This window comes from Amycolatopsis albidoflavus, assembly GCF_039525725.1.
Classification (GTDB): Bacteria; Actinomycetota; Actinomycetes; order Mycobacteriales; family Pseudonocardiaceae; genus Amycolatopsis; species Amycolatopsis albidoflava.
Map to the genome: position 1 here is coordinate 463466 of NZ_BAAAHV010000011.1, position 21387 is coordinate 484852.

The 21387-nt window shown below is 67.1% G+C and carries 17 protein-coding genes and 1 pseudogene; 10 read left to right on the forward strand and 8 right to left on the reverse strand.

All coding sequences use genetic code 11. The annotated features are described in order from the left end of the window. Nucleotides 1-192 precede the first annotated feature (192 nt). Nucleotides 193-1863, forward strand: coding sequence for a DUF6461 domain-containing protein (locus tag ABD156_RS16690; RefSeq protein WP_344273499.1), 1671 nt, complete (start codon nt 193-195; stop codon nt 1861-1863). Between the two features lie 191 nt (nt 1864-2054). Here the strand turns inward: ABD156_RS16690 and ABD156_RS16695 are convergent, their stop codons facing one another. Beyond that, a complete protein-coding gene (locus ABD156_RS16695) occupies nt 2055-3275 on the reverse strand; it encodes an MFS transporter (protein WP_344273502.1) in 1221 nt (406 codons plus the stop codon). Nucleotides 3276-3404: 129 nt separating this feature from the next. Here ABD156_RS16695 and ABD156_RS16700 point away from each other — a divergent pair, with 129 nt between their 5' ends. Next, the gene (locus tag ABD156_RS16700; protein WP_344273504.1) at nt 3405-3848 is read left to right on the forward strand and encodes a MarR family winged helix-turn-helix transcriptional regulator; all 444 of its coding nucleotides are present in this window, start codon (nt 3405-3407) and stop codon (nt 3846-3848) included. Nucleotides 3849-4539: 691 nt separating this feature from the next. Here the strand turns inward: ABD156_RS16700 and ABD156_RS16705 are convergent. Both ABD156_RS16705 and ABD156_RS16710 read right to left on the reverse strand, forming a co-directional pair. After that, nucleotides 4540-4629, reverse strand: coding sequence for a DUF1905 domain-containing protein (locus ABD156_RS16705; RefSeq protein WP_344273508.1), 90 nt, complete (start codon nt 4627-4629; stop codon nt 4540-4542). Continuing rightward, entirely contained in the window at nt 4617-4742 is a 126-nt protein-coding gene (locus ABD156_RS16710) for a DUF1905 domain-containing protein (protein WP_344273510.1), read from the reverse strand. The genes ABD156_RS16705 and ABD156_RS16710 overlap by 13 nt, the downstream gene beginning before the upstream one ends. 292 nt (nt 4743-5034) lie before the next feature. Here ABD156_RS16710 and ABD156_RS16715 point away from each other — a divergent pair, with 292 nt between their 5' ends. Next, on the forward strand, nt 5035-5673 hold the full coding sequence (locus tag ABD156_RS16715) for a VanZ family protein (protein ID WP_344273513.1): 639 nt from the start codon (nt 5035-5037) through the stop codon (nt 5671-5673). 167 nt (nt 5674-5840) lie between these two features. After that, a complete protein-coding gene (locus tag ABD156_RS16720) occupies nt 5841-6506 on the forward strand; it encodes a hypothetical protein (protein WP_344273516.1) in 666 nt (221 codons plus the stop codon). A 322-nt stretch (nt 6507-6828) separates the two neighbouring features. Here the strand turns inward: ABD156_RS16720 and ABD156_RS16725 are convergent, their stop codons facing one another. Next, on the reverse strand, nt 6829-7188 hold the full coding sequence (locus ABD156_RS16725) for an aldehyde dehydrogenase family protein (RefSeq protein WP_344273519.1): 360 nt from the start codon (nt 7186-7188) through the stop codon (nt 6829-6831). Here ABD156_RS16725 and ABD156_RS16730 point away from each other — a divergent pair. Beyond that, complete coding sequence (locus ABD156_RS16730; protein ID WP_344273522.1) at nt 7149-7472, forward strand: LLM class flavin-dependent oxidoreductase; 324 nt, start codon at nt 7149-7151, stop codon at nt 7470-7472. The genes ABD156_RS16725 and ABD156_RS16730 overlap by 40 nt on opposite strands. 614 nt (nt 7473-8086) lie before the next feature. Beyond that, nucleotides 8087-8977 (forward strand): glycosyltransferase, encoded by an 891-nt coding sequence (locus tag ABD156_RS16735; protein ID WP_344273525.1) that lies wholly within the window; start codon nt 8087-8089, stop codon nt 8975-8977. Nucleotides 8978-9101: 124 nt separating this feature from the next. Here ABD156_RS16735 and ABD156_RS16740 read toward each other — a convergent pair whose 3' ends face one another. Next, entirely contained in the window at nt 9102-9647 is a 546-nt protein-coding gene (locus ABD156_RS16740) for a DUF2165 domain-containing protein (RefSeq protein ID WP_344273528.1), read from the reverse strand. 127 nt (nt 9648-9774) lie between these two features. Continuing rightward, entirely contained in the window at nt 9775-13848 is a 4074-nt protein-coding gene (locus ABD156_RS16745) for an nSTAND1 domain-containing NTPase (RefSeq protein WP_344273531.1), read from the reverse strand. A gap of 1275 nt (nt 13849-15123) precedes the next feature. Here ABD156_RS16745 and ABD156_RS16750 point away from each other — a divergent pair. Together ABD156_RS16750 and ABD156_RS47815 are read left to right on the forward strand one after the other, a co-directional pair. Continuing rightward, complete coding sequence (locus tag ABD156_RS16750) at nt 15124-15726, forward strand: hypothetical protein (RefSeq protein WP_344273533.1); 603 nt, start codon at nt 15124-15126, stop codon at nt 15724-15726. Continuing rightward, nucleotides 15726-16253 (forward strand): annotated as a pseudogene (locus tag ABD156_RS47815) (aminotransferase class I/II-fold pyridoxal phosphate-dependent enzyme); the annotation flags it as partial. The gene ABD156_RS16750 and the pseudogene ABD156_RS47815, both read left to right, overlap by 1 nt. Before the next feature lie 122 nt (nt 16254-16375). On the opposite strand, the gene ABD156_RS16755 reads toward ABD156_RS47815, so the two are convergent. Both ABD156_RS16755 and ABD156_RS16760 read right to left on the reverse strand, forming a co-directional pair. Beyond that, nucleotides 16376-18265, reverse strand: a complete 1890-nt coding sequence (locus tag ABD156_RS16755) for an FtsX-like permease family protein (protein ID WP_344273536.1) — start codon at nt 18263-18265, stop codon at nt 16376-16378. A gap of 1 nt (nt 18266) precedes the next feature. Further along, nucleotides 18267-19028 (reverse strand): ABC transporter ATP-binding protein, encoded by a 762-nt coding sequence (locus ABD156_RS16760; protein WP_344273539.1) that lies wholly within the window; start codon nt 19026-19028, stop codon nt 18267-18269. A gap of 123 nt (nt 19029-19151) precedes the next feature. Between ABD156_RS16760 and ABD156_RS16765 the strand changes: the two genes are divergently transcribed. Both ABD156_RS16765 and ABD156_RS16770 read left to right on the forward strand, forming a co-directional pair. Then, nucleotides 19152-20390, forward strand: a complete 1239-nt coding sequence (locus ABD156_RS16765; protein WP_344273541.1) for a sensor histidine kinase — start codon at nt 19152-19154, stop codon at nt 20388-20390. A 5-nt stretch (nt 20391-20395) separates the two neighbouring features. Continuing rightward, nucleotides 20396-21046 carry a response regulator transcription factor gene (locus ABD156_RS16770; protein WP_344274480.1) on the forward strand — a complete coding sequence of 217 codons (651 nt, stop codon included), beginning with the start codon at nt 20396-20398 and terminating at the stop codon, nt 21044-21046. Nucleotides 21047-21387 lie beyond the last annotated feature (341 nt).

The following is a 21387-nucleotide window of genomic DNA, read 5'->3' on the forward strand; positions in this document are numbered from 1 at the left end:
GTCGGCGTCACCGGTGCCGTGATCGGATCGGTCGGGGCGACGCTGGTGGCCGTGTACGGGCCGGCCTTGCGCGCTTCGCCAAGACTCCTGGTACTACGTCTGGACGCTGGCTCAAGAGGCCGATACCAACATCATCTAGCGTCCAGCGAGACAACATTGCTGGGGCTGTGGACGCATGGGCATCATAGTGTGATGGGGATCGAGAATTTCGAGTCGGTCGTGTCGGCTGCGCTGCCGGACATCGTTGCGCGCGTGCCGAAAGAGCCTGCTGGTCGCCTTGGCCGGTGGGAGCCGAAGGGGTATTCGCGGCACGGCACGAGGGTCCAAACAGCGCTGGACGAAATTGGCGACGTACTTTCCGAACGGCTGCTGGGTGCACTGGAACTGACTGTCGATCGGTTGGCCGTGGACATCCCGCATGATCTTGTGTCCGGACTGGCTCAGTCGACCGTCACGCGGTACGTCACAGGGTGGATGGGCGATGAGCAGTGCGCCACGAAGCAGGCCGTGGCCATCGTCGAACAGGTACACCCTGGCGCGGCTGACCGCGTGGTGGAACTGTTCGAAGCGTTGCGGGACATAGCGGCTGTGCCGCATGCGGCCGGCGATGAAGCGGAAATTGCCGCGCAGCACGGTGCCGCGCATTTCGCTCTGGCCGTGATCGTGTCGACCGCGGTGCTGCGCTCGTTGGGCAGTGCGGTGGCCGGTGAGACGCCCGCGATCGTCGGTGTGGCGCTGGGTGCTGCGGCGCTCGTGTTGCCGACGGTGCCCAAGCCGCTTGGTTACGCGGCGGCCGTGCTGGCCAAGCGGCGCGCTGAATACCTGCTGCCGCAGTCTTCCTCAATGTCGGCCGCGGTAACGGACCACCGGTTTTGGGTCACCGAAGGTGCGGTTCCGGCGAACGCCGATTTCTCCGGCAACGGCCTGGTCGCCGCAGTGGAAGACGGCGTGGTGATCCGGACGGGCGTGGCCGAAGGCCACGTGCCGATATCGATGCACGTGCTGACCGGACCGCCCGAGGAACTCGACCTCACCGGCTGGGACGAGGTCGTCGAGATCAGTTGGACCGCGTCGGAGGGCGGTGCCGTCTTGTCCGGGAACGCATCCGGATACGGCCGCCGCTGTGGGGAAACGCCGCCGTGGCCGGGCGACTACCGAGTCCGCGTGCAGGTGACCGGCCGCGACGATGCCGAAGACTTCTGTCACCTGGTCATGTGGCAGGCACCGGCCGCACCCGACGCGGTGCACAAGAAGACGGACCGGCTCGGTCATCGGCTGCGTGGGGAACCTGAACCGCCTTTGGTGATCGCACCCGACGCCGAGCACCGGTGGATCGAGAAAAGCTCGCTCGGCCAAGCCGCCACGATCACCGTTGTGCGCGGCCTCGCGCCGGAGGAGGTGATCAGTGCGCTCGGCGGCGACCCAGCCGCACCGGTGTCGATCAAGTCGATCGTCGAGCGGCCCGCGTGGGAACGGCTCAGGGGCCCAGGGCACGGGTACGTGCCGCTGCTGGCCGTGCTCGAGGTGGACGACGTGGTGCTGGCCGTCGAGGAGAACGGCTTCCAAGGCGCCGACCGTGACAGGCTGACCGCGCTGTCCCGCAACGGAAAGGCCGCGAGCCTGTACTGGAACGTCAACGCCAACTTTCAACTCACCCTCGCCGAGCGCGGGCAGTTGTTGTACGCGGGCCATCCGGGTCATGACCCCGGCGCCCCGCACTGTGAAGACCTGGACTTCGACGACTTCCGGCACCTCAACGCGAAGGGACTGACAGTGATCGCCCGCTTCGCCGGTCGCGGCATCACCGCGGACGACCTGGCCGCGATCTACGCGACCGACCGGGCCTACGTCCTGCCGGGGTAACCGCCGAACCCCGCGCCGACGCCACCGAGCCTGCCGGCGTCCCCCTCTACTTGCCCGTGTGATGTCCTCTCGTTGGCATGAGCGGACGTTCTCTGTCGCAGTCGCTGATCAACATTCGGAGCACCCGCCTCGCCCTGCCAGGAAGCGAACTCGCGACTGCGGAGCTGTCCTCGAAGATGGCGAAGGCGGCTTCACACGGTGCCTGCCGCCCGGCGCTTCCGGCTGGTGTGGGTGCGGTCGGTGGTCCAGGCGAGCACGGCGACGACGGGGAAGGCCGCCGCGGTGAGCGTGACCGCGTGCCAGTTGCCCCAGTGGTAGGCAAGGGTGCCGAGTTGGGAGCCGATGGCGCCGCCGATGAAGAAAGTGGCGATGTAGACGCTGGTGATTCGGGCGCGGGCGGCCCCGTCGAGTTGGTAGATGATGTGCTGTCCGAAGATCAGGGAGCACTGCACGGCGCAGTCCAGGAGGACCGCGGCGGCGGCGAGGGCGACGATCTGGTGGGCAGCCAGACCGGCCCAGGCGAGGGCGGCTGAGGCGAGCAGACAGGTCACGGGAGTGAGCCGGTGGGCGAGCCCTCGGTCGGCGAGGCGGCCTGCGAGAGGTGCGACGAGCGCGCCGGCGGCGCCGACGAAAGCGAACAGGCCGATCTGGAGCTGGGAGTAGTTGTACGGCGCGGCGGCCAGGACGTAGGAGATCGTCGTCCAGAACGCGCTGAAGGCGGCGAACATGCAGGCGTGGTAGAAGGACCGGCGGCGCAGCCGAGGATGCACGCGGACCAGGCTGGTCGTGGAACGCAGCAACGCGCCGTAGGAATGGGTGCTGGTGGGGGCCCGGCGGGGCAGTGCGCGGCGCAGGACCAGGGACAGGACCGCCATCAGCGCGGCGGAGACCTGGTAGACGGCGCGCCAGCCCGCGACGTCCGCGAGCAGGCTGCCGACGGTGCGGGAGAGCAGGATCCCGGCGAGCAGTCCGCTCATGACCTTGCCCACCACGGCGCCGCGCAGGTGATCGGGGGCGAGGTCGGCGGCGTAGGGGACCAGGACCTGTGCGACGACGGAGGTGGCGCCCGCGACGAGCGCGGCGACGAGCAGGACGGTGAAAGTGGGGGCGAGGCCGCCGGCGGCCATGGCCAGGGCGGTGACGGTGAGCAGGACGGAGACCAGGCGGGAGTTCTCGATGCGATCGCCGAGGGGGACCAGGAACACCATGCCGGCGGCGTAGCCGAGCTGGGTCAGGGTGATCAGCAGGCCGGCTGTCGAGTCCTGGAGCTGGAAGGTCCGGCGCAGCATCTCCAGCAGCGGCTGGGCGTAGTAGAGGTTGGCCACGGTCAGCCCGCAGGAAACGGCCAGGAGGACGACCAGCCGGCCAGGCACTGCTCGCTGGTGCGTATTCGACTGGGCGGCTGCGGGCATGGTCTATCTCCGGATGCGGACGCGGGGAGGGTGGCAGGCGAGTCGGTAGCGGTCAGCTCGCTGGCATAGAATCTAGATTCAACATTGAATCTAGATTCAACATAGAACCCGGCAGGTACGATGTCAACCATGAAGAACCCGGGCGACCCGCTTCCTCAGGGGATCGAAATCGGTGCTCTGTCCAGGATCATCCGGCAACACTTCGCCGACCGGATCGAGCAGGTCATCCACCCTCTGGGGCTCACCCTCGGGCAATGGACGGTGCTGCGGGAGCTGAAGCGGGCGCCCGGAGCGTCCGCCTCGGAACTCGCACGCGCCGCGGTCCACACGCCGCAGGCGGTCAGCCGGCTCGTCCGGAGCCTGCAAGAGGAGGGGTTGGTGGAGCGCTCCCCGGCCCGGGGCCGGGTGGTGGACAACAATCTCACGGCCAAGGGGCACAAGCTGATGGACGAGACCTTCGTCCAGATCGAGGCCCGGCTGGCTCCGGCACTGGAGAAGTTCGGCCGGGCCGACGCCGAGGAGTTCCGCCGACTGTCTCTTCTCCTCGTCAAAGCCCTGGAAGACTCGGCCTGAACTGGAGACTTGGGGCGCAGGGCTGCTGCGCCGGGACTCAGCAGCGTCGATGCCCTGGTCTTGCCCTTGAGGTCGGCGAAGGCGCACGGATCGCAGTTCATGGAGACGCGGATCGGGTCGATGCGACTGAACGCACGCCTGGAGAACACGTGAACCGCCACACCGCCTGTCTACCGCTGACGACGTCCGCCCGGCCCACGACGAACTCGCCGAAACGACCGGCAAGGCCCCGGCCGTTGTCGCGCTGGCCGGGCGGCTCGGTCTGGCCAACACCGCCATTTCCCCGACATCGCCGCCGAGCTCTCACACAGCAGCGGGCCGTAGCCCCGGCGGCCCAGGCACCGCGAACATCCGGTGCCTCATTCTGGAAAGCTTTGGCTGGCCGCTCAGATTGTCGTGCGCTGGATACGAGGTTTCGTCAGTGAAGCTGGCCGCCGCCACCAGCGGCTAGCGATGAGGTGTGCTGAGCAACGGGAGCATCAGCCAGAGTCGCTTGTCGTGATCGCAGGCCTCACTATGGCCGCGGTCGTCATCCAGTTGGATCGGGTCGTATCGCGAACCACGCGCCGCCGGGATTCATGCAGCGGACCGGAGCCAGAGACTGTCGCGATCACGGATCCCCGGGCGAGCAGACCGACTGGATGCCCGGACGAACTCACGGCCTCCTGCAGGCGGACCGCCTCCGCCGACGTCAGAGGTCGAGGACCGGCACGGTCACCCGGGCAACGTCGCCGGGATCGAGCTTCTCGGCCTTGCGCACGGCGCGTTTCACCGGGAGCACGTAGCCGCGCGTGCTGCCTCGCCCGAGATGTCACCGGGCAGGGCGACAAAGGTCCAGGTGTCGGTCCGCCGCGCGTTCCAGATCCACAGTTCAGCGTCGAAGTGCACTTCCACGTCACCAGCTTCGCACGCGCCACCGACAGTTTCCGGGGCGATCCGCGAGCAGTTCGCACCCGGGTGGCGGAGGGTGCGGCGGCAATGTCGCGCTCCCTTCGGCTACACGACCGGCGTAATTGCGTTAACCGGTCACCGAGCCCTGGGCTGGTCGATCCCGCTGCAAGACACGGCATTCGGTGCAACGACCGAGGCGCGGCCTCCACCAGGTTGGGTGATCGTGACGACGAGACACCCTCCCCGGCCGATGCGAAGGTGATCTTGCCAGGGGCGGTCAGGGGAGAGGTGCTGGGTGGACTCGGTAGTCGAACGCCTCATTCCGGTCACGGTCGTCGCGCTGCCGCTGTCGCAGATCCTCTGGGTCGTGCTGGCGGTGCGCCGAAGTCGGCGCTGGCCAGCCTCCGTCGCGACGTTCACCGCCGCGATCGACACCGCGATCCTGCTCTGCGGCGGGCTGGTCGTCGTCCTGGTCACGGCGCCCGCCGGGGACGCCGAAGGCAGCACTTTGCACCTGATACCGGGCCAAGACGTCGCCACACTGGGAGAAGACGCCGGCTGGCAGATCGCGGGCAATCTGGTGCTGCTGGCGCCGCTTGCCGCGCTGGTCCCGTTTCGGTTGCAGTGGCTGCGGTCGCTCACCCGAGTAGCAGCGGCGGCGGCGCTCGTCTCGATCGGAATCGAAGCCGTGCAGTACCTGTTGGACGCTGGCCGGGTCAGTGCCACCGACGACGTCCTGTTGAACACCATCGGCGCCACCGCCAGCGCGCGCCTGACTCGAAGCCTCTGGTGTGCGCTGTCCCCGACGATCCCTCGCCCTCGCGAAGGGATCGAGACCGTGGCCGCCAGCGCTACGACTCCCGGTGGGCTGGAGGATCTTCGCGCTAGGGCTCGCTCGGGGAACTCGAACTCGCGCGGCCGTGATCAGCGTTAGCGCGTAGACCGGGTCGTGGTTCAGGACCGCAACGGTGACCACGGCCAGCGCCGGGCGTAACACCAGCAAAAGCGCGGCCGACCAGAGATTGTGGCGGGCAGGCCTGCCCGCGGATGAATGCACGATGGGCAAGCTGAGGTGTCTTTTGACGCCGCGTGGGGAGTCTCATGATCGGTCGGATCCTGTGCAGTGCCGTCTGCGCCGTCGGCGCGGCCTACCTGGTGAACCTGGCCAGCGACCGCAACAGCGTGGGGACGGTCGCCGCGGGACTGGGCGTGGCAGCGGTCTTGACCGCGATCCAGTTGGCGCAGAGCGGTGTTGCTGGCGGTTCGCAGAAAGTGCGAATTCGGCCTGACGGCGACGGCGGCGGCTCGAGAATCTGGATGACGATGGGAGTGTTCCTCGGCACCACCGGGATAGCCCTGTTCTGGGTTTCGAATGACCGCGGGTATTCGATTCCGGCTGCAGTCGGCATGCTCCTGGTGGCCGTGTTCTGCGTCGGTATCTCCGTGAACTCCTGGTGGACGTTCTACTGCTGGGCGGAGTTCGCTCCCGCGTATCTGGAAATCTCGTTCCGGGAGAACAGGCGCACCGAACGCGAGCACCTCACCATTCCGTGGACGCACCTGGCGAACATTTGGTCCGAAGACTCGGGCGGGCTCTGGGTGAAGGCAAATGCCGACGCGCCGGAGTTCAGCTGGAAGGGCGAATCGAGCAGCATTAACGGAATACCGGGCCGCGTGCAGATGCTGGACAATTGGAACTTTCGCGATCCGGTGCGGATTCGGCGTGCGATCAACACCTACGCGGGGGAGTTGCACCGCCGGGCCTAGGGCGGTGGAAGGCACACGGCCAAAACGTCTGAATCACCGACAGCAGGGGATCAGGTCTCCTGGTTGGTGAGGAAAAGGAACCGGGTGGGCGCGCAGCCGGTGAGCGCCCGGAACTCCCGGTTGAAATGGGATTGGTCGGTGTAGCCGCTGAGCGCGAACCCGCAGGTGTCGACCGATGCGCTCCGATGCTCTGCGGGGTGTGTCGCCGCATCGGATGCACGGCTGGGCGACCGCGGTCGCGGAAACGTCGACCGGCCCGCGGTTCGATCCCGTGCTGCTGACCGCGATTCGGTCGCGGTCAGCAGCACGGGCGGCTTGTCCGCTAGTGGGGAACGACCACGGTTTTGGTTTCGGTGTAGGCGTCGAACACCGCCTCACCGTGTTCGCGGCCCCACCCTGACTGCTTGAAACCGCCGAACGGCAGGGCGGGGTCGAGGACGTTGTAGGAGTTGATCCAGACCGTGCCCGCCTTCAGTTCGGCCGCCACGGTGTGGGCGCGGGCCAGATCGGCCGTCCAGATCCCGCCGGCCAGCCCGTACGCGGTGGCGTTCGCCGCCTTCACTGCGTCCTCGGTGGAGTCGAAACGCTGCACGGTCAGCACCGGTCCGAAGATCTCCTCGTCGACGACCTTCATGCCCGGCCGTGTCTCCACCAGCACTGTCGGCTCGACGAAATAGCCCACCGAACCGTGCCGTCCTCAGCCCGCGGCGACGCGCGCGCCTTCGTTCGCGCCCGGCGAACCCGGTGCCGGACGCACTCGCGGAACTGGCCCGCGCCGCCGAGTGCTGCGGATACGATTCGGTGTGGGCTCCGGAAGTCCGGGCCACTGATCCATTCGGGCTGCTCGCCTGGATCGGGGCCAGGACCACGACTATCCGCTCGTCTTGGTGCGCGATGCGAGGCCGCTGCATCGCCCGTGCAGGTGTCGTGGCCAATCGAGCCAGCGGACGGTCCGAGTTGCGGTGAGGATCAGGCTCTGGCGGCTCCTCGGAGACCTGATCAACGATACGAGCGATCGCGCAAAATCACTGGTCAGAACAGGAGGTTTGCTCTGGTGCCCCGGACGGACGGGCTGCGAGCGGTGGAGACGCGGTGTTTGTCGTTGGAAGTGCCAGGTATGTGCCGCGCGCAGATCGCCCTTGCCGTTCGCGGATCGTCCTGGCGGGTCCGTCCCGATTGGGCTGCAACCGGAGGCTTGGAGTAATGAGTTTCGGGGGTTTTCTGAGGGGATCAGCGCGTTCCGGATCATCACAGCGTTTGCGCACTCCCGGCGCGCGCCGTATTGTTGGCGCGGAATTACGGGGGAGGCTTTACTGGCATGTGTGGAGTCGCATCGGTTCGGTTTGCCGCCCGCCAGCCAATGCTGCGTGGAGCGAAGACTCCCGTAGTCTCGCCCGACAAGTCGATGTGAACGGCCTCGCCGTCCGCGACAAGACTGCTGCTCGTGTCGGGCTGGGCTTTCGGGCGGGTGAGTCGTTGTTCGTTCAGTGCGCGCGGGTTGGGCTGGTGAACGAAGGCCCAAATCTCAGCGAACGAGGCTCGCACCGCAACCCGACGACTGCCCTCGTTCGATCGTAAGAATGGAGTACTGGCAAGTGATCATGGACATGCCTCGATCTCGTACGCTCGTGACCGAGTCTGCCACCCTTTCTGTCGTGCTGCCTGCGCATAACGAAGAATCGAGCATCGCAGCCGCGGTGACCGCCGCTCGGCAGGGAATTTCAGCGTTGGGCGTCGAGGGTGAAGTGATTGTCAGCGCGAGCGGTTGCACCGACCGGACGGCGCAGGTCGCCAAGGACTCCGGCGCGAGCGTAGTGATCGCCGAAAAGGGTAAAGGGGAAGCCATTGTTCAGGGCGTAAATTCCGCAGCGGGAGATATTGTCTGCCTGATGGATGCCGACCTGGAGTACTATGGAGAAACGCCGCTGGTTGCTTTATTGGTCGATCCTATTGTGCATGGGATTGCCGACGCGACGATCTCGAACCTCTACTGGCGTCCCATCTACCCCGATCAATGGCTTAATGGTTTTTTCGCCCCGTTGGCCGGTCTTTTTCTGCCTGAAATCCTCCCTAAGGTTGGTTCTACTCCGTGGTCAGGCCAGCGCGCGGCGCGTAGCGACCTCTGGCCCAAGGTCCTGCCTGCGGGCTTCACTTCGGACTTGGCAATAACGCTCCATTGGAATGAGCATGCCAGCCGGCTGCGCTCGGTTCTCGCCGACGATTGGTTCAACCCCATTCGGCCCAAGCCGGAACTGCTTGCGCAAGACTTCCGGTTGCTCGTCGAGCACGCGATCGGCCGCGGGCGTATTCCGGTCGGCTTGAAGCCCAATCTTGAAGCGTGGTTCTCCCGGATCGAAGCCATTATCGACGGCTACGACGAAAGCGATCCCGATCCCATGGCCTATGAGAAGAATCTTCTTGAAACTTCAGTTCGCGAACTCCGACTCCAGGTGGCAGGCGCGATGCAGTGAACTCCGAGCCGGCGGGAATTTCAGCGACAAGGGCTTGCCGCATCACTTTCTCGCTGCGGGAGAAGAGTCGCGGCGGGGTCACCGCGACGTGGTTCGCTGCCAGGGTGTTGTGGCCGGGAAAAGGTCAGTTTGAACTGCCGTCAGTCGGGTTCGCTGCCTGTTTTGACTCTTTTGTGGCGAGGTGGGTGAGGATGAGGCCGAGTGAGGCGACAATGACGTTTTGAAAGGCTGGCGAAAGGCCGTTCCACTTGCTGGACTGCCACATTTGAAACCATTCCCCGCCGATTGCCATGAAGCCGACTCCGAAAAGTGTCAACTGCATGACCCAGCCAAGGTTGGAAAGCTGGCTCGCCATCGGCAGAGTGCGTCCGGCCAGGTGGGACCGTATTCCGGCGAAAAAACCGGCGATCAGTGCCAGTGCGGTGATCAGTTCCCATGCGATGATGGCGACGTAAATCGCGTCGGCAACTCCGGTGCTGGTGATCGCACGCCACATCATATGGGGCGACTGAAAAGTCGTGTCCATTGCCAGGACATGACGGACGAAAGTTTGGTTTGTTCCGAAGTCCGTGATGTTCCCGGCAGCGACGAGAGTCATTTGCACGGCTGTCATTCCGGTGAGAACCGTGGCGGCCGCGGGAAGAGTTCCGAGTCTCCTGAAAACCTGCATGCATCCATGTTACACGTTTTTCGTAAATGTTGCGGTGGTTTAAAGAAATGAGGCTCCGCCAGTGTAGGACTGGACCAGGGTTTGCTGTGGTGAAGATGCTTTGCAAAGGAGGCAATCTTTGAAAACGTTACTGGCAGGGTGTATCGTAGTCGATTTGCGGGAAGCGTGCTCGCGGTTGCTTGGAGGCCAGAACATTATTGGTCGACTCGCATATTCGGCGGACGGCCTGCTGCTCGTCGAGATTCCAGATTCGGACTGCGCCGTCCTCCCCTCCGGTCGCGAGAATGTTCCCGTGCGGATCGAAGGGGTGAAAGGAACTCAGGTGGACGGCGTCCGCATCCGCGCCGATGGGCTGGCCGATGGGTGTTGCCTCTGTCGCCGAGACGGCCCATAGCTGGAATGTTCGATCGGTGCTGCCGGTTGCGAGCATAGTGCCGTCCGTACTGAACGTGATGGAGTTGACGGCATCGGTGTAGCCGCCGAGGGGTTGGCCCAGCGGGGCCGGGCTTGACGGATCGCCGATGTTCCAGAGCCTGAGTGTTTGATCGTCGCTGCCCGTGGCGAGTGTGCGGCCGTTCGGGCTGAACGCCACGGACAGGACCGGCTTCGTGTGGCCGGCAAGAGGTCGGCCGAGACGTGACGCGTGTGCGGGCGCGGTGACGTTCCAGAGTTGTACAGTGCTGTCGTCGTTGCTGATGGCGAGGATGCGGCTGTCCGGGCTGAACGCCGCGGAGTTCCCGTTGGACGGGTTGCCGGGAATCGGCTGGCCCAGTCGCACGGGATCCGCCGGGTTGCGGACGTCCCAAAGTTGCAGGGTTCGATCGTCGTTGGCTGTGGCGAGAATGCGGCCGTCCGGGCTGAACAGAATGGGGCTTCCGTATTTTGTGTTCAGTCGGAGCGGGTGTCCGATCGGAGTCGGGTTCGCTGGAGCGGTGACGTCCCAGAACTGAATGGTGCTGTCAATTCCGCTGGTGGCGAGAACGCGGCTGTCGGGACTGAATGCGATCGAGCTGACTGACCCCTTGTGTCCCGTCTTCGAGAGCCAGAGAGAATGGGGGTGCGCCACGTCGGCGACGTCCCAGAGTTGGCCGGAGTTGTCTTCGGAACCGGTTGCCAGCAGTCGCCCGTTCGGGCTGAAAGCCAAGGACGTGATGGCTGATTTCTGGCCCAGCAGAATGAGGTCGGGGATGGACCACAGCCGTGCTATGCCGTCTCCGCTGCCGACTGCGAGCGTGCGGCCGTCGGGGCTGAACATGACTGAGAACACCTGGCCGTTGCTGGCCGACAGCGGCTTGCCCAGCGGCACCGCGGCGGATGGGTCGGAAAGATTCCAGAGCCGCGCGGTGCTGTCGCCTCCTGACACGAGCATGCGGCCGTCCCGGCTGAACGCGACTTGCCAGACCTCTCCGACATGCCCGAGGAGAGGCTTGCCGAGAACGGCCGGCCCTGCCGGCGCGGCGAGATCCCAGAGGCGCACGGTCTTGTCTTCGCTGCCGCTGGCCAGAGTGTGACCGTCCGGGCTGAATGCCACTGAATGCACGATGCCGGCATGGCCCAGGATCGGCTGTCCTCGCGGCGATGGCCTGGTGGGGTCGGAGACGTCCCACAGCCGGATCGTGTGGTCGTTGCCGCCGGACGCGAGGGTGCGTCCGTCCGGGCTGAACGCGACAGTCCGCACCAGCCCGGTGTGACCGGCGAGCGGGTTCCCGAGCGGGACCGGGTGTGCGCGGTCGGCGATGTTCCAGAGCCTGACGGTGCGGTCGCTGGTGGCGACGGCCAGCGTTCGGCCGTCCGGGCTGACTGTGGCGGTGTAAATGGTGCTCCCGACGTCTGCCGAGGGTCCCAGCGGGCGCGGACGGGCGGGATCGGCGACGTCCCACAGCCGGAACGCATGGTCGTCTCCGGCTGTGATCAGCGTGCGGCCGTCCGGGGTGAAGACCGCGGAGGCGACCCAGCTGCCGAATCCGGTCAAGGGCGCCCCGAGCTGGCGGGGTCGTCCGCGGTCACGCGTGTCCCAGAGCCGGACCGTATGGTCGGCGCTGGCGGTGGCCAGGACGTTTCCGTCGGGGCTGAAACCGGTCCAGTACACGGCGCCGTTGTGGCCGGCCAACGGTGTGGCCAGCGGGCTTTGCTGGGTGGACAGCAGCCTGGTCTGCACGTTCTGATCGTCTGGACGCAGCTGGTGCGCGACGAGATCGAGCTGGGCCGCCAGCGAGGGGTCGGACGCCTGGAGCCGGTCGGCTTCGGCGACGACCTGCAGGAACTGCGCTTCGTCCCGCTGCCGGATGGCGACCACTGCTGTTGATGCCGCGACAAGGGCGAAGACGACTACAGCGGCCATGGCAGCGCGTCGAGTCCAGCTGCTTCGACGGCGTTGCCGTGACGATGCCGCGAGGAATTCCTGGGCGGTGGTCGTCGCCTCAGCGGGGTCCGCTGTCTTGATCCATTGCGCAGCCGCCTCCAGACGCGCGCCTCGGTAGAGCAAGGACGCGTCGCGTTCCTGTCTCTCCCAGGACGTCGAGTCCTCTTCAAGCCGTTGCCGAAGAAGGTTGCCGGCTCGGTCCTGATCGAGCCATCTCCGCAGCCGCGGCCAGGCTTGGAGCAGGGCTTCGTGCGTGATCTCGACCGATCGCTCGTCGAGCGTGACCAGCCTGGCCGCGGTCAGCATTTCCAGGGCTTTTTCCGCGGCGACGGGATCCTCGGCCTGGTCGACCAGGTGGTGCCGGGTCGATCGCCTCCGCGTGTCGCGCATGTCCTCGCTGACCCGCACGAGTCGCAGGAGGATGGCGCGTGCGGCTGTTTGCCCTCGCCCGTCCAAGTCGGCCCACACCTGTTCCGCGGTTGCTGCCACCGCACCCCGGATTCCGCGGGCTGATTGATACGCCTCGATGGTGAGCTTGCCGGGTTGGCGGTGCTGCCACGTTGCCAGCAACGCGTGCGACAGCAGGGGCAGAACTCCCGCGTCGTGGAGCCCTTCGGCCGAACCGGTGTGAGTGCGTGCCGCGCCGGCGCCGACGTCGCGGATGATCAAGTCGACGAGCCCTGGCTCCAGTTGCAGACCAATCGACTTCGCCGGTCCGGTAATGGCCTCGCGCAGCTCGCCGGTGGTCATCGGGCCGAGTACCTGGAGGTCGCCGTTCTGGGAGGCGGCCGTGAGTTCCGGGTATTCGAGGCAGTGAACGAAGAAGTCGGCCCTTAACCCGAGCAGTACGACAACAGGTCGTCCAGTGTGGGGTGAAGTGCAGCTGCTGATGGCGTGAAGTGTGCGAACGAACAAACGTCGCTGCAACTCGTCCGCGCACTGGGTAAAGGTTTCCTCGAATTGGTCCACTACCAGCACGAGCCGAGTCGTCGGTCGCGCTCGGCGGTCGAGGTGCTCAGCGACAGCGACCTGCACCGCTTCCAGGAAATCGGCCTGGACGGCGTCAGGCTCCCCTTGCTCTATGGCCGTTGAGTTGTCTTCGCTTGACGAAGAGCCGGATTCTGTGTCGCGCAGATCAGACAAAAGCTTCGCGGCATTTTCAAGCTCTGGCACACGTGCGGCGAGTTCGCGGATCGGATTGTCGCGCGGGGTCATCGTGACAGTTGTCCAGCTGCCGCTCGATGCGGCCTCTTCCAGCCTCGGGAGCAGGCCGGCGGCGATCAGCGACGACTTCCCGGCGCCTGACGCTCCGATCAGCATGACCACGCCGGCGTCCGCCTTGGTCGTCAGCCTGGTGACCAGGGCGTCCGTACTCCGGCCGCGTCCGAAATAGGAGCCGGCGTCCTCTTGCCTGAACGATGCCAGACCCCGGTAAGGGCAGGCGGCCGCGGCTGCGGAGCCGGGCTGACCGGCGGTCTTGCGGTCAGTGTCGTCAGCCGCGGAAGTGCCGGGAATCGGGCTGTCGAGCGCCTGCTTCCACAGTTCTTGCCAGGCAGCCAGGTCGTACAGATCGGGCACGACCGGGGTGGAACGGGTCTGGCGTGCCTGCCCGATCAGGATCTCCAAGACGACAGCTAGCGAGGCGAAGCGGGCAGGGACGTTTCGTCCCCGTCGCCAGTCGCTTACCCGCTGCGCCGAGACTGTGATGGGCCGTCCCCGTTCGTCGAGCCGCCGCGTGCGCAGAACTGATTCAGTTACCCGCTTCAGCGGCGGATCGCCCGCCTCGGCGTAAAGCAGCGCGAAGCGCTCCGCGAAAAGCCCGCGCGGCTCAAAGCCCATCTCATCGTCCTCCCCAAGCCGATGTCGCCGTCGCGGTCGGGCACCGTACGTGCTCGGGTGGCTACTCCGGTCGGGCGGAGACTCATACTGGCCACTGCGGTCTGGGAATGCAAGGTGATCCCGGCGAGCATGGTGGTCGGAGCAGGCGGACCCGGCATTCGGTCTTTGCGAGCGAGGAACGGTCGAAACCACGCAAGTTGCCGGCCGCGGCGCGGCCTGCTGGAACTGAGTGCTGCCCCCGTCCGGTGAAGCGGCGTGCGCGCTGCGGAGGTTGCGATGGACGCGAACCCGAAAGCGACGGCCAGGGCTTCGTTCAGGACCGTCATGGCGCCTGTGAGCCTCCGCGCCGTCCGGACCGGAAAACGCGTTTGGGCCTCTGGCCTTGGTGTTGTCGAGGCGAACGGGCCTGGAAGATCCACTGAGCGCGGAGCAGTACCAGACTCGACGGGAAGACAGCGGCAGCGACGTCGTTGTGCCCGAACCTATGCCGTGGTCTCAGTCGGCTCGTCCGGGCATTGGGTTCGGCGTTGCACGATCTGTCGAGGGGGCAGGTCGTGCAACGCCGACGGACGCGGAGAGGAAGCGATGTGGCAGCAGACGGCAGCCGTGTCGGTCGCTCAGCAGGAGCGCGTGCTCGCAAAGGCGGTGCCGACGGTCAGCATTAATCGGACCGGGCTTGTCCGGCTGCGACCATCTCGCGGTGAAGACTTGCGGTTCGTTCGCGCAGCCGGGCACTGCGGTGCCGCTGCTGTGCCCGCTGTCAGTTCGGGCTCCAAGTTCAACTTTTGCGGGTGCACAATCGCAATGCGGGCAGTCGGCGTTCGTTGGGCCCGGGTTCGGCTGGACGGTGACCTGCTCGGCCGTTCGACGGCGGGCTTGCGCGAGCGGAAGCCGTGGATGCGCCGGGGCGCCACTTGTCAAGCGACCGCTCAGCTCCGTCGCCTCGCCTTGGCTTCGACGTGCCTTAGCCTGTCCGCACGATTTTGCCGGGATCGACGGTGCCGTGGTGCAGAGCTATTCCACGTGCGTATTGATTGCTCGACGATAAGCTGCAGGAGCGGTATTCGCGACGTTTCTAGTCCATGATTATAATTGCTCGGGTAGGTGCGTCGATATGATGGGCGATCACCCAGTCCGACGGTCGAGTGCTCTAGCGATCTCTTTGCGCGGAGAATGTTCACGATTTTCTCGTGCCGGAAGCGCCTAATTCGCTGATTCCGCGAACGTGGGCTTCGGGGTAAGCTGCCCCAGGTCGCATTACTCAAGCGAGTATGGATGTCGCGCGTAACCGAACGCGGCACTGGCGATTCCGGCACCCCGCTCGAGGCTGAGATCGTTCGTGAGAATTTCGCCAAGGTCCTCGCGCTTCTTCGGACGGTACGAGATCTCGCGCACGACCCAGCCGGTGGACGACGACGTGGTCTGGCAGCAGGTGCACAACGAGTTGCAGGCATGCTGACTTGGAGGACGGCGCGAGTGTCGACTTCTCCTTCGGGCGGCGGGAGATGCGTGCTGATTGCGGTAAGCAGAGGAGGGTTGATGTCGGTGCGTCTGACGGTGGGGGAGGACAAGCCTTCCCGACGGTCGGCAACCGGGGCGACTGGCACAGACCGAGTCGGCAACGCGGCGGCGAGCGGCGGCCTCGCCGGTTCCGGCTCGCCGGCCCCGAGCGTGCGGGACCCGGTATCGGGACTGGAAATTCTGCGCAAGGATCCGGCGTTGCGGCAGGCCGAGCTGGGCCGCGGCATCCCGCCGCATTGCCGCGACGCGGTTTCAGGTTTGGCGCGGGAATGTGCGCGATCATGGGCGGATTTCGCGCGGCGACTCGAAGGCCGAAGCCAGCTGACGGGGTCCTCTGCGGAAAACTCGGTCGATTGATGCGTGTCGTGCAGGGGGACGACCAGGAGGCGGCTGGGCGTCGGGCGTATGGGGCGAAGGCGGGCCGAAGCGTCGTCCTGCCCAGCAGTCGCCGCGAAGCACTGATCGATGTGGCCAGGCATCACGGGGCGCTGGTGGTCGAGGACGACGCCTACGCGGACATCACGTTCGGTTCGGTCCCGCCGTCTTCCGTCGCCGGACTCGCCGGATACGAGGGGGTCCTGCGGCTGGGGACCTTCTCCAAGTCGCTTGCCCCAGGTCTGCGCCTCGGCTGGCTCGCCGCCGATGCGGGTACGGCGAGCCGGCTGGCTGAAAGCGCGGTGTTCAGCAGCGGCGGAGGCCTGAATCACCTGGCGGCTGTCGCCGTCGCGGGCCTGCTGGCCAGCGGTGCTTACGAAGCCCATGTGCGACGTCTGCGAGAGCAGCTGCGACTTCGCCGCGACGTCCTGGTTTCCGCGTTGCGCGAGCACCTGCTGCCCGAGTTTCGATTCGCCTGCCCCCACGGCGGATTTTTCCTCTGGCTCGCGCTCCAGTCATCCCCGGTTCCCGCTTTGGCCGCGGCCCCGTGCCCGCCGTCCGGCTGTCCTACAGTTTCCACCGCCCGGACCAACTCGTCGAAGGCGTTCGACGGCTCGCCCGCGCGTGGGTGTCAGCGCGCGTCTGACTGGCGCATCACCACCGTTGTCGCCGTTGTGGCCACTGTCAGCAGCACCACGACACAGGCCGCCGCGATCGACAGCAGCGGACCCCACGGCAGGTCGAGCGGGATGTCGAGCCCTGCCGACCGTATCGCCTGCCACAGTCCGCCTACTGCCAGTGCGACCGCCGCCGCTCCCAATGCGAGACCGGTGAGCGCGATTCCCATGGCCTCCCACAGAACCATCCGCAACACTTGCGCTCGTTGGGCGCCGAGCAATCGCAGCTGGCTGAACTCGCCCGCGCGCTCGCCGAACGACATGGTGACCGTGTTGGCGACGGCGAACAGGGTGTACAGCAAGGCGAACCATGCCAGCAGCTCCGCGCCGAGTCGCATGCCGTCCTCACGGAACCCCGCTGAGGTCGCCAGCCATTCCGCCGTCGACGTCACCCGGTAACCCTTCGCTGTCAACAGGTTTTCCACCCTGGCGGCGTCCGCCGGATCGTTCAGCGCCAGGTGCAGCGCGGGTGGACGGGAACCGGGCGTTCGGTGTTCGGCCACGAGCTGTTCCGGCAGGAGCAGGGGAGTGGCCAAAGGCGGGCCGTCGTAGACCGCCACCACCCTGACCGGAACTGTTGTGCCATCGGGCATCCGAAGGATCACAGAGTCGCCGACCGCCAAGCCGAAGCCTGCCGCCTGGCGTCTTCCCAGCATCGCGGTCGAACCGGTGAGCCGAGCCGGGTCACCGGTGGTCGTGCCCAGTCCGAGAACGTCGGAGAGTCCTTTCCCGGTGACGCCGACGGCGGTCACCTCTCTGCTGGTGCGCTGTACCAGCGCGCTGACTGTGGCCTCCTCGGTCAGCACTGCGGCGCGGACACCGGGTACAGCTGTGTCCAGGTTGTCTCCGGTGGCCCGTAATTGCGACGTGTACAGCTTCGCCGCGCTCGCCCGTCCCGCCGCCCCGAGCAGGTCCGTGCCAGCGAGCAGGGAGCCGGTGATTCCTATTGTGACCAGGACGGGAGCGGCGCAGGACGCAGTCCGGCGCAGCGCAGCGCGCAGGTTCTCTCGCGCCAGCAGACCGCTGGCTCCGGTGAACGCCGTCAGAGGTGCGACCACGAGCCCGGTGAGCCGAGGGACGAACGCCGGCGCGAGCAGCGCCAAGCCGACCACGATCGGCTGGGCGGTGAACAGGGCGAGCGGCAGTTGGCCGTCCGGGGGCACGCGCGGCAGCGACAACACCATGCCCAACCCGGCGGCCAGACCCAGCACACCGAGTATCCACCGGGCGCGGGGGATCGGCCGGTTGTCCACGACCGCCTCCCGGAAGGCTTCCACCGGACGGATCGCGCCGGCCCGGCGCGCGGCGGGCCACGCGCCGAGGAGCGCGACCACCAGGCCGAGCGCGAACGCCACCAGCAGCGGTGCGACCAACCTCGACGGAGACAACGGCAACTCGATGCCGGCGGGCAGCACCTGCTTCCATACCAGGACGTCGCTGAGCACCGAGGTGAGCGGGACTCCGAGCAACGCGCCCAACGCCGCTGCCGCCGTGCCGAGGAGCGTCGTCTCCGTCAGCACCATCCGACGCACCTGACCGGGATCGGCCCCGGCCATCCGCAACAACGCCAACTCGCTCCGGCGTTGCGACACCGTGAACGAGAAGGTGCTTGCCACGATGAAGATCGTCAGAAATCCGCCGATGCCGGCGAAGAGCGCCAGCAGATTGCCCGCCTCGGCCAGTGCCGTGCGGGCGGCCAAGCCTGCGGTGCCCGGCTCGTCTCCTGACACGGCGATCACCGTGCCGGCCGCGGATATCATGGCCACGCCGAAAACCAGCGTGAGGAACGCTCCCGCGAACGACACGCGGCGGCCGCGCAGGGTGTGCAAGGCGATCCACAGCATGTCAGCCGGCCTCCTTCGGCGCGGTTTCCTCAAGCGCGGTCATCAGGTCGGCGACCACCGCAGCGGTGGGCTTGTCGAGATGACCGGAGACCCGGCCGTCCGCCAGGAACGTCACCCGGTCGGCGAACGCCGCCGCGACCGGGTCATGCGTCACCGTCACCACGGTCTGCCCTTCGTCATCGACGAGTTTCCGCAGCAGTTCGAGCACGTCACGGCTGTTGCGGCTGTCCAGGGCACCGGTCGGTTCGTCGGCGAACACCACCTCAGGATTGCCGGCCAGCGCACGCGCGATGGCCACCCGTTGCTGCTGGCCACCGGACAACGAGGCCGGCCGGTGTGTGGTTCGGTTGCCCAGCCCGACCTGTGCGAGCAGCTGGTGCGCCCGATCGGCTTCCACCCTGCCCCGGGCCAGGCGAAGCGGCAGCGCCACGTTCTGCGCGGCCGTCAGGGCGGCCATCAGGTTGAAGCTCTGGAACACGAACCCGATCCGGTTCCGGCGCAGCGCAGTGAGCTCCCTTTCGGACAAGGTGCTGATGTCGGTGTCCCCCAGGAAGACCGCGCCGTCGGTGGGCCGGTCCAGGCCTGCCGCACACTGCAGCAGCGTCGTCTTGCCGGAACCGGACGGACCCATGACCGCGGAGAAGGTGCCCCGGCGGAATGTCAGGTCGATGGCGTTCAGCGCCACCACTTCGTGCGGCGCGGTGCCGTGCACTTTGGTCAGGCGCACCAGACGAACGGCGTCAGACGACGGCGAAGATCCCATGCGCTCGAGCCAACACTGGTTCGAACCTCCGCGCACGGGCCTAGGCAGGTGTTCAGGGGTAGTGCTGGATATACCGGCGCGGTGCGTGCCAACCGCCCTATGGTGGTTTCCGAAGGAGGGGGCGTGGTGCGCGACAGGTCGAGAGCCGGCGTGGTGCGTTCGGTGGCGTACTTGCTGAGCGGTGTGCCACTGGGCGTCGGCTGTCTGCTGGTCATCGTGGCGACGGCAGGCGCGGGAGTGGCGCTGGCACCGGTGGCGATCGGGCTGGGGCCGTTGCTCCTGTTGTGCCAGTTGGGAATCCCGGTCGCGCGGCTGGAGCGGCGCAGGCTGCGGTGGGTCAGTCCCGAGCCGGTGCCGGTCGCCCTCCGCTCGTCGGGCGCGGGCGGCTGGTGGCGACGGTCGAAAGCCAGGTTGCGGGAACGGGCCACCTGGCAGGAACTGGGTTACACGGCCCTGCTCGCCACGCTGCTGTGGGTGTTCGACCTGCTCGTCGTGCTGGTGGGCGTGGTGCTGCCCTGCGCGATGATCCTGGCGCCGTTGGTGGTGGCGGTGTCCCCGTCCGGATGGGTGCCCTCCGGCGCTGCGATGGTGCGAAGCGGTCTCGCTTGGGTGATTGTGCCGCTCGGAGCTGTCGCACTGGCGGTCGCCGTGTTCGTGCTGCCCGCGGCGGCGGGCGCGCGGGCCAGGGTAACCCGGGTGATGCTGGAGCCGGCGCGCGGCGGCGAGTTCGAACTGGTGGAAGTGCGGCGCTCACGTGCCCGGATGGTGGACCAGCACGAGGCCGAGCGCCGCCGGATCGAACGCGACCTGCACGACGGCGCCCAGCAGCGGCTGACCTCGCTGGCGATGATGCTGGGCCTGGCCCGCACCCAGCTGGACGCCGGAAGCGGCCCAGGAGCCCTGGTCGACCGCGCTCATGCGGAGGCGAAGCTCGCGTTGGCGGAACTCGGCGACCTGATTCGCGGCATCCATCCCAAGATCCTGTCCGACCGGGGGCTGGACGCCGCGCTCGGCGATCTGGCGGACCGATGCGCCCTGCCGGTGCGGCTGGACACTGCGGTCGGTGCACGACTGCCGGATTCGGCGGAGAGCGCCGCTTACTACGCCGTGAGCGAAGCACTGACCAACGTCGTCAAACACAGCGGCGCCGACCGGGCCGAAGTCGTCGCGCGATACCAAGAAGGCGTGTTGCTGGTGGAGATCCGGGACAACGGCCGGGGCGGCGCCGACCAGCACGCGGGCGGCGGCCTGACCGGGCTGGCCGACCGCTCGGCGGTGGTCGGCGGGACGGTGGCGCTGTCCAGTCCTCCCGGCGGCCCCACCGTGGTGCGCGTGCGCATCCCCAGCGAGCCCCTGTCGTGACCGGGCTGCGGATCGCGGTGGCCGAGGATTCGGTCCTGCTGCGCGAAGGATTGGTGCGAATCCTGGAGTTCCACGGCCACCAGGTGGTCGTCCAGGCTGGCACGGCCCCGGAACTTCTGGCATCGCTAGCGCGGGCGGAATGCGACTTGGTGATCACCGACGTGCGGATGCCCCCGGGAAACACCGACGAAGGACTGCGCGCGGCCCTGCGGTTGAGAACCACCCGCCCGGCTTTGCCGGTGCTCGTGCTGAGCCAGTACGTGGAGCAGACCTATGCGGCCGAACTCCTGCGCTCCGACTCCGCGGGCGTCGGGTACCTGCTGAAGGACCGCCTGGGCGACATCGACGTCCTCACCGACGCGATCCGTCGCGTCGCCTCCGGCGGAACGGTGATAGATCCCCAGGTGGTCCGCCAGCTGCTCGCCAGAAACCGGGAGAGCCCCACCCTTTCCCGCCTGACCGCCCGCGAGCGCGAGGTGCTGGACCGCATGGCCCAAGGAGGGAGCAACGCCGCGATCGCCGCCCAGTTGTCGGTCACCGAAGCGGCGGTGGCCAAACACATCGGCAACATCTTCGCCAAGCTCGAGCTGCCGGTCGCCCCAGACACCCACCGGCGAGTCCTGGCCGTCCTGACCTACCTGCGTGAAGCGCACTGACCCGTCCGGGGACCGGAACCGGTCTGCGGAGGTCCCAAGCCGGGCCCTCGTGCTCGACTTGCGGCAACGGAGGCGTGGTCGGCGGTCGGCGCAGTCGAGGCTGCGCCCACCGCGCGGCGCGAAGCAGGGTGGCCGAGCGGGCGGGCCTGCGGCGACGGTGCCGAGAACGGCGAGGTTCTCGGTTGCTCCCATGGTGGCGCAGTGCGAGAGCGAAATGTCGAACGCGGAGGTGGACCACGCGGTTCGGCGACTGGTGTCGGTGGGGCGTCTCCGGAGATCGACCGTTGCGATGACGCCCAGACCGTCAACGATCAGCGGCCAGATCGCGGCGGCGATTGGGG

Bases quoted from the DNA above. Each gene is read 5' to 3' on its own strand.
- ABD156_RS16690 (WP_344273499.1), top strand. From the start codon at position 193: ATGGGGATCGAGAATTTCGAGTCGGTCGTGTCGGCTGCGCTGCCGGAC.
- ABD156_RS16695 (WP_344273502.1), bottom strand. From the start codon at position 3,275: ATGCCCGCAGCCGCCCAGTCGAATACGCACCAGCGAGCAGTGCCTGGC.
- ABD156_RS16700 (WP_344273504.1), top strand. From the start codon at position 3,405: ATGAAGAACCCGGGCGACCCGCTTCCTCAGGGGATCGAAATCGGTGCT.
- ABD156_RS16720 (WP_344273516.1), top strand. From the start codon at position 5,841: ATGATCGGTCGGATCCTGTGCAGTGCCGTCTGCGCCGTCGGCGCGGCC.
- ABD156_RS16735 (WP_344273525.1), top strand. From the start codon at position 8,087: ATGGAGTACTGGCAAGTGATCATGGACATGCCTCGATCTCGTACGCTC.
- ABD156_RS16740 (WP_344273528.1), bottom strand. From the start codon at position 9,647: ATGCAGGTTTTCAGGAGACTCGGAACTCTTCCCGCGGCCGCCACGGTT.
- ABD156_RS16745 (WP_344273531.1), bottom strand. From the start codon at position 13,848: ATGGGCTTTGAGCCGCGCGGGCTTTTCGCGGAGCGCTTCGCGCTGCTT.
- ABD156_RS16750 (WP_344273533.1), top strand. From the start codon at position 15,124: ATGTCGCGCGTAACCGAACGCGGCACTGGCGATTCCGGCACCCCGCTC.
- ABD156_RS16755 (WP_344273536.1), bottom strand. From the start codon at position 18,265: ATGCTGTGGATCGCCTTGCACACCCTGCGCGGCCGCCGCGTGTCGTTC.
- ABD156_RS16760 (WP_344273539.1), bottom strand. From the start codon at position 19,028: ATGGGATCTTCGCCGTCGTCTGACGCCGTTCGTCTGGTGCGCCTGACC.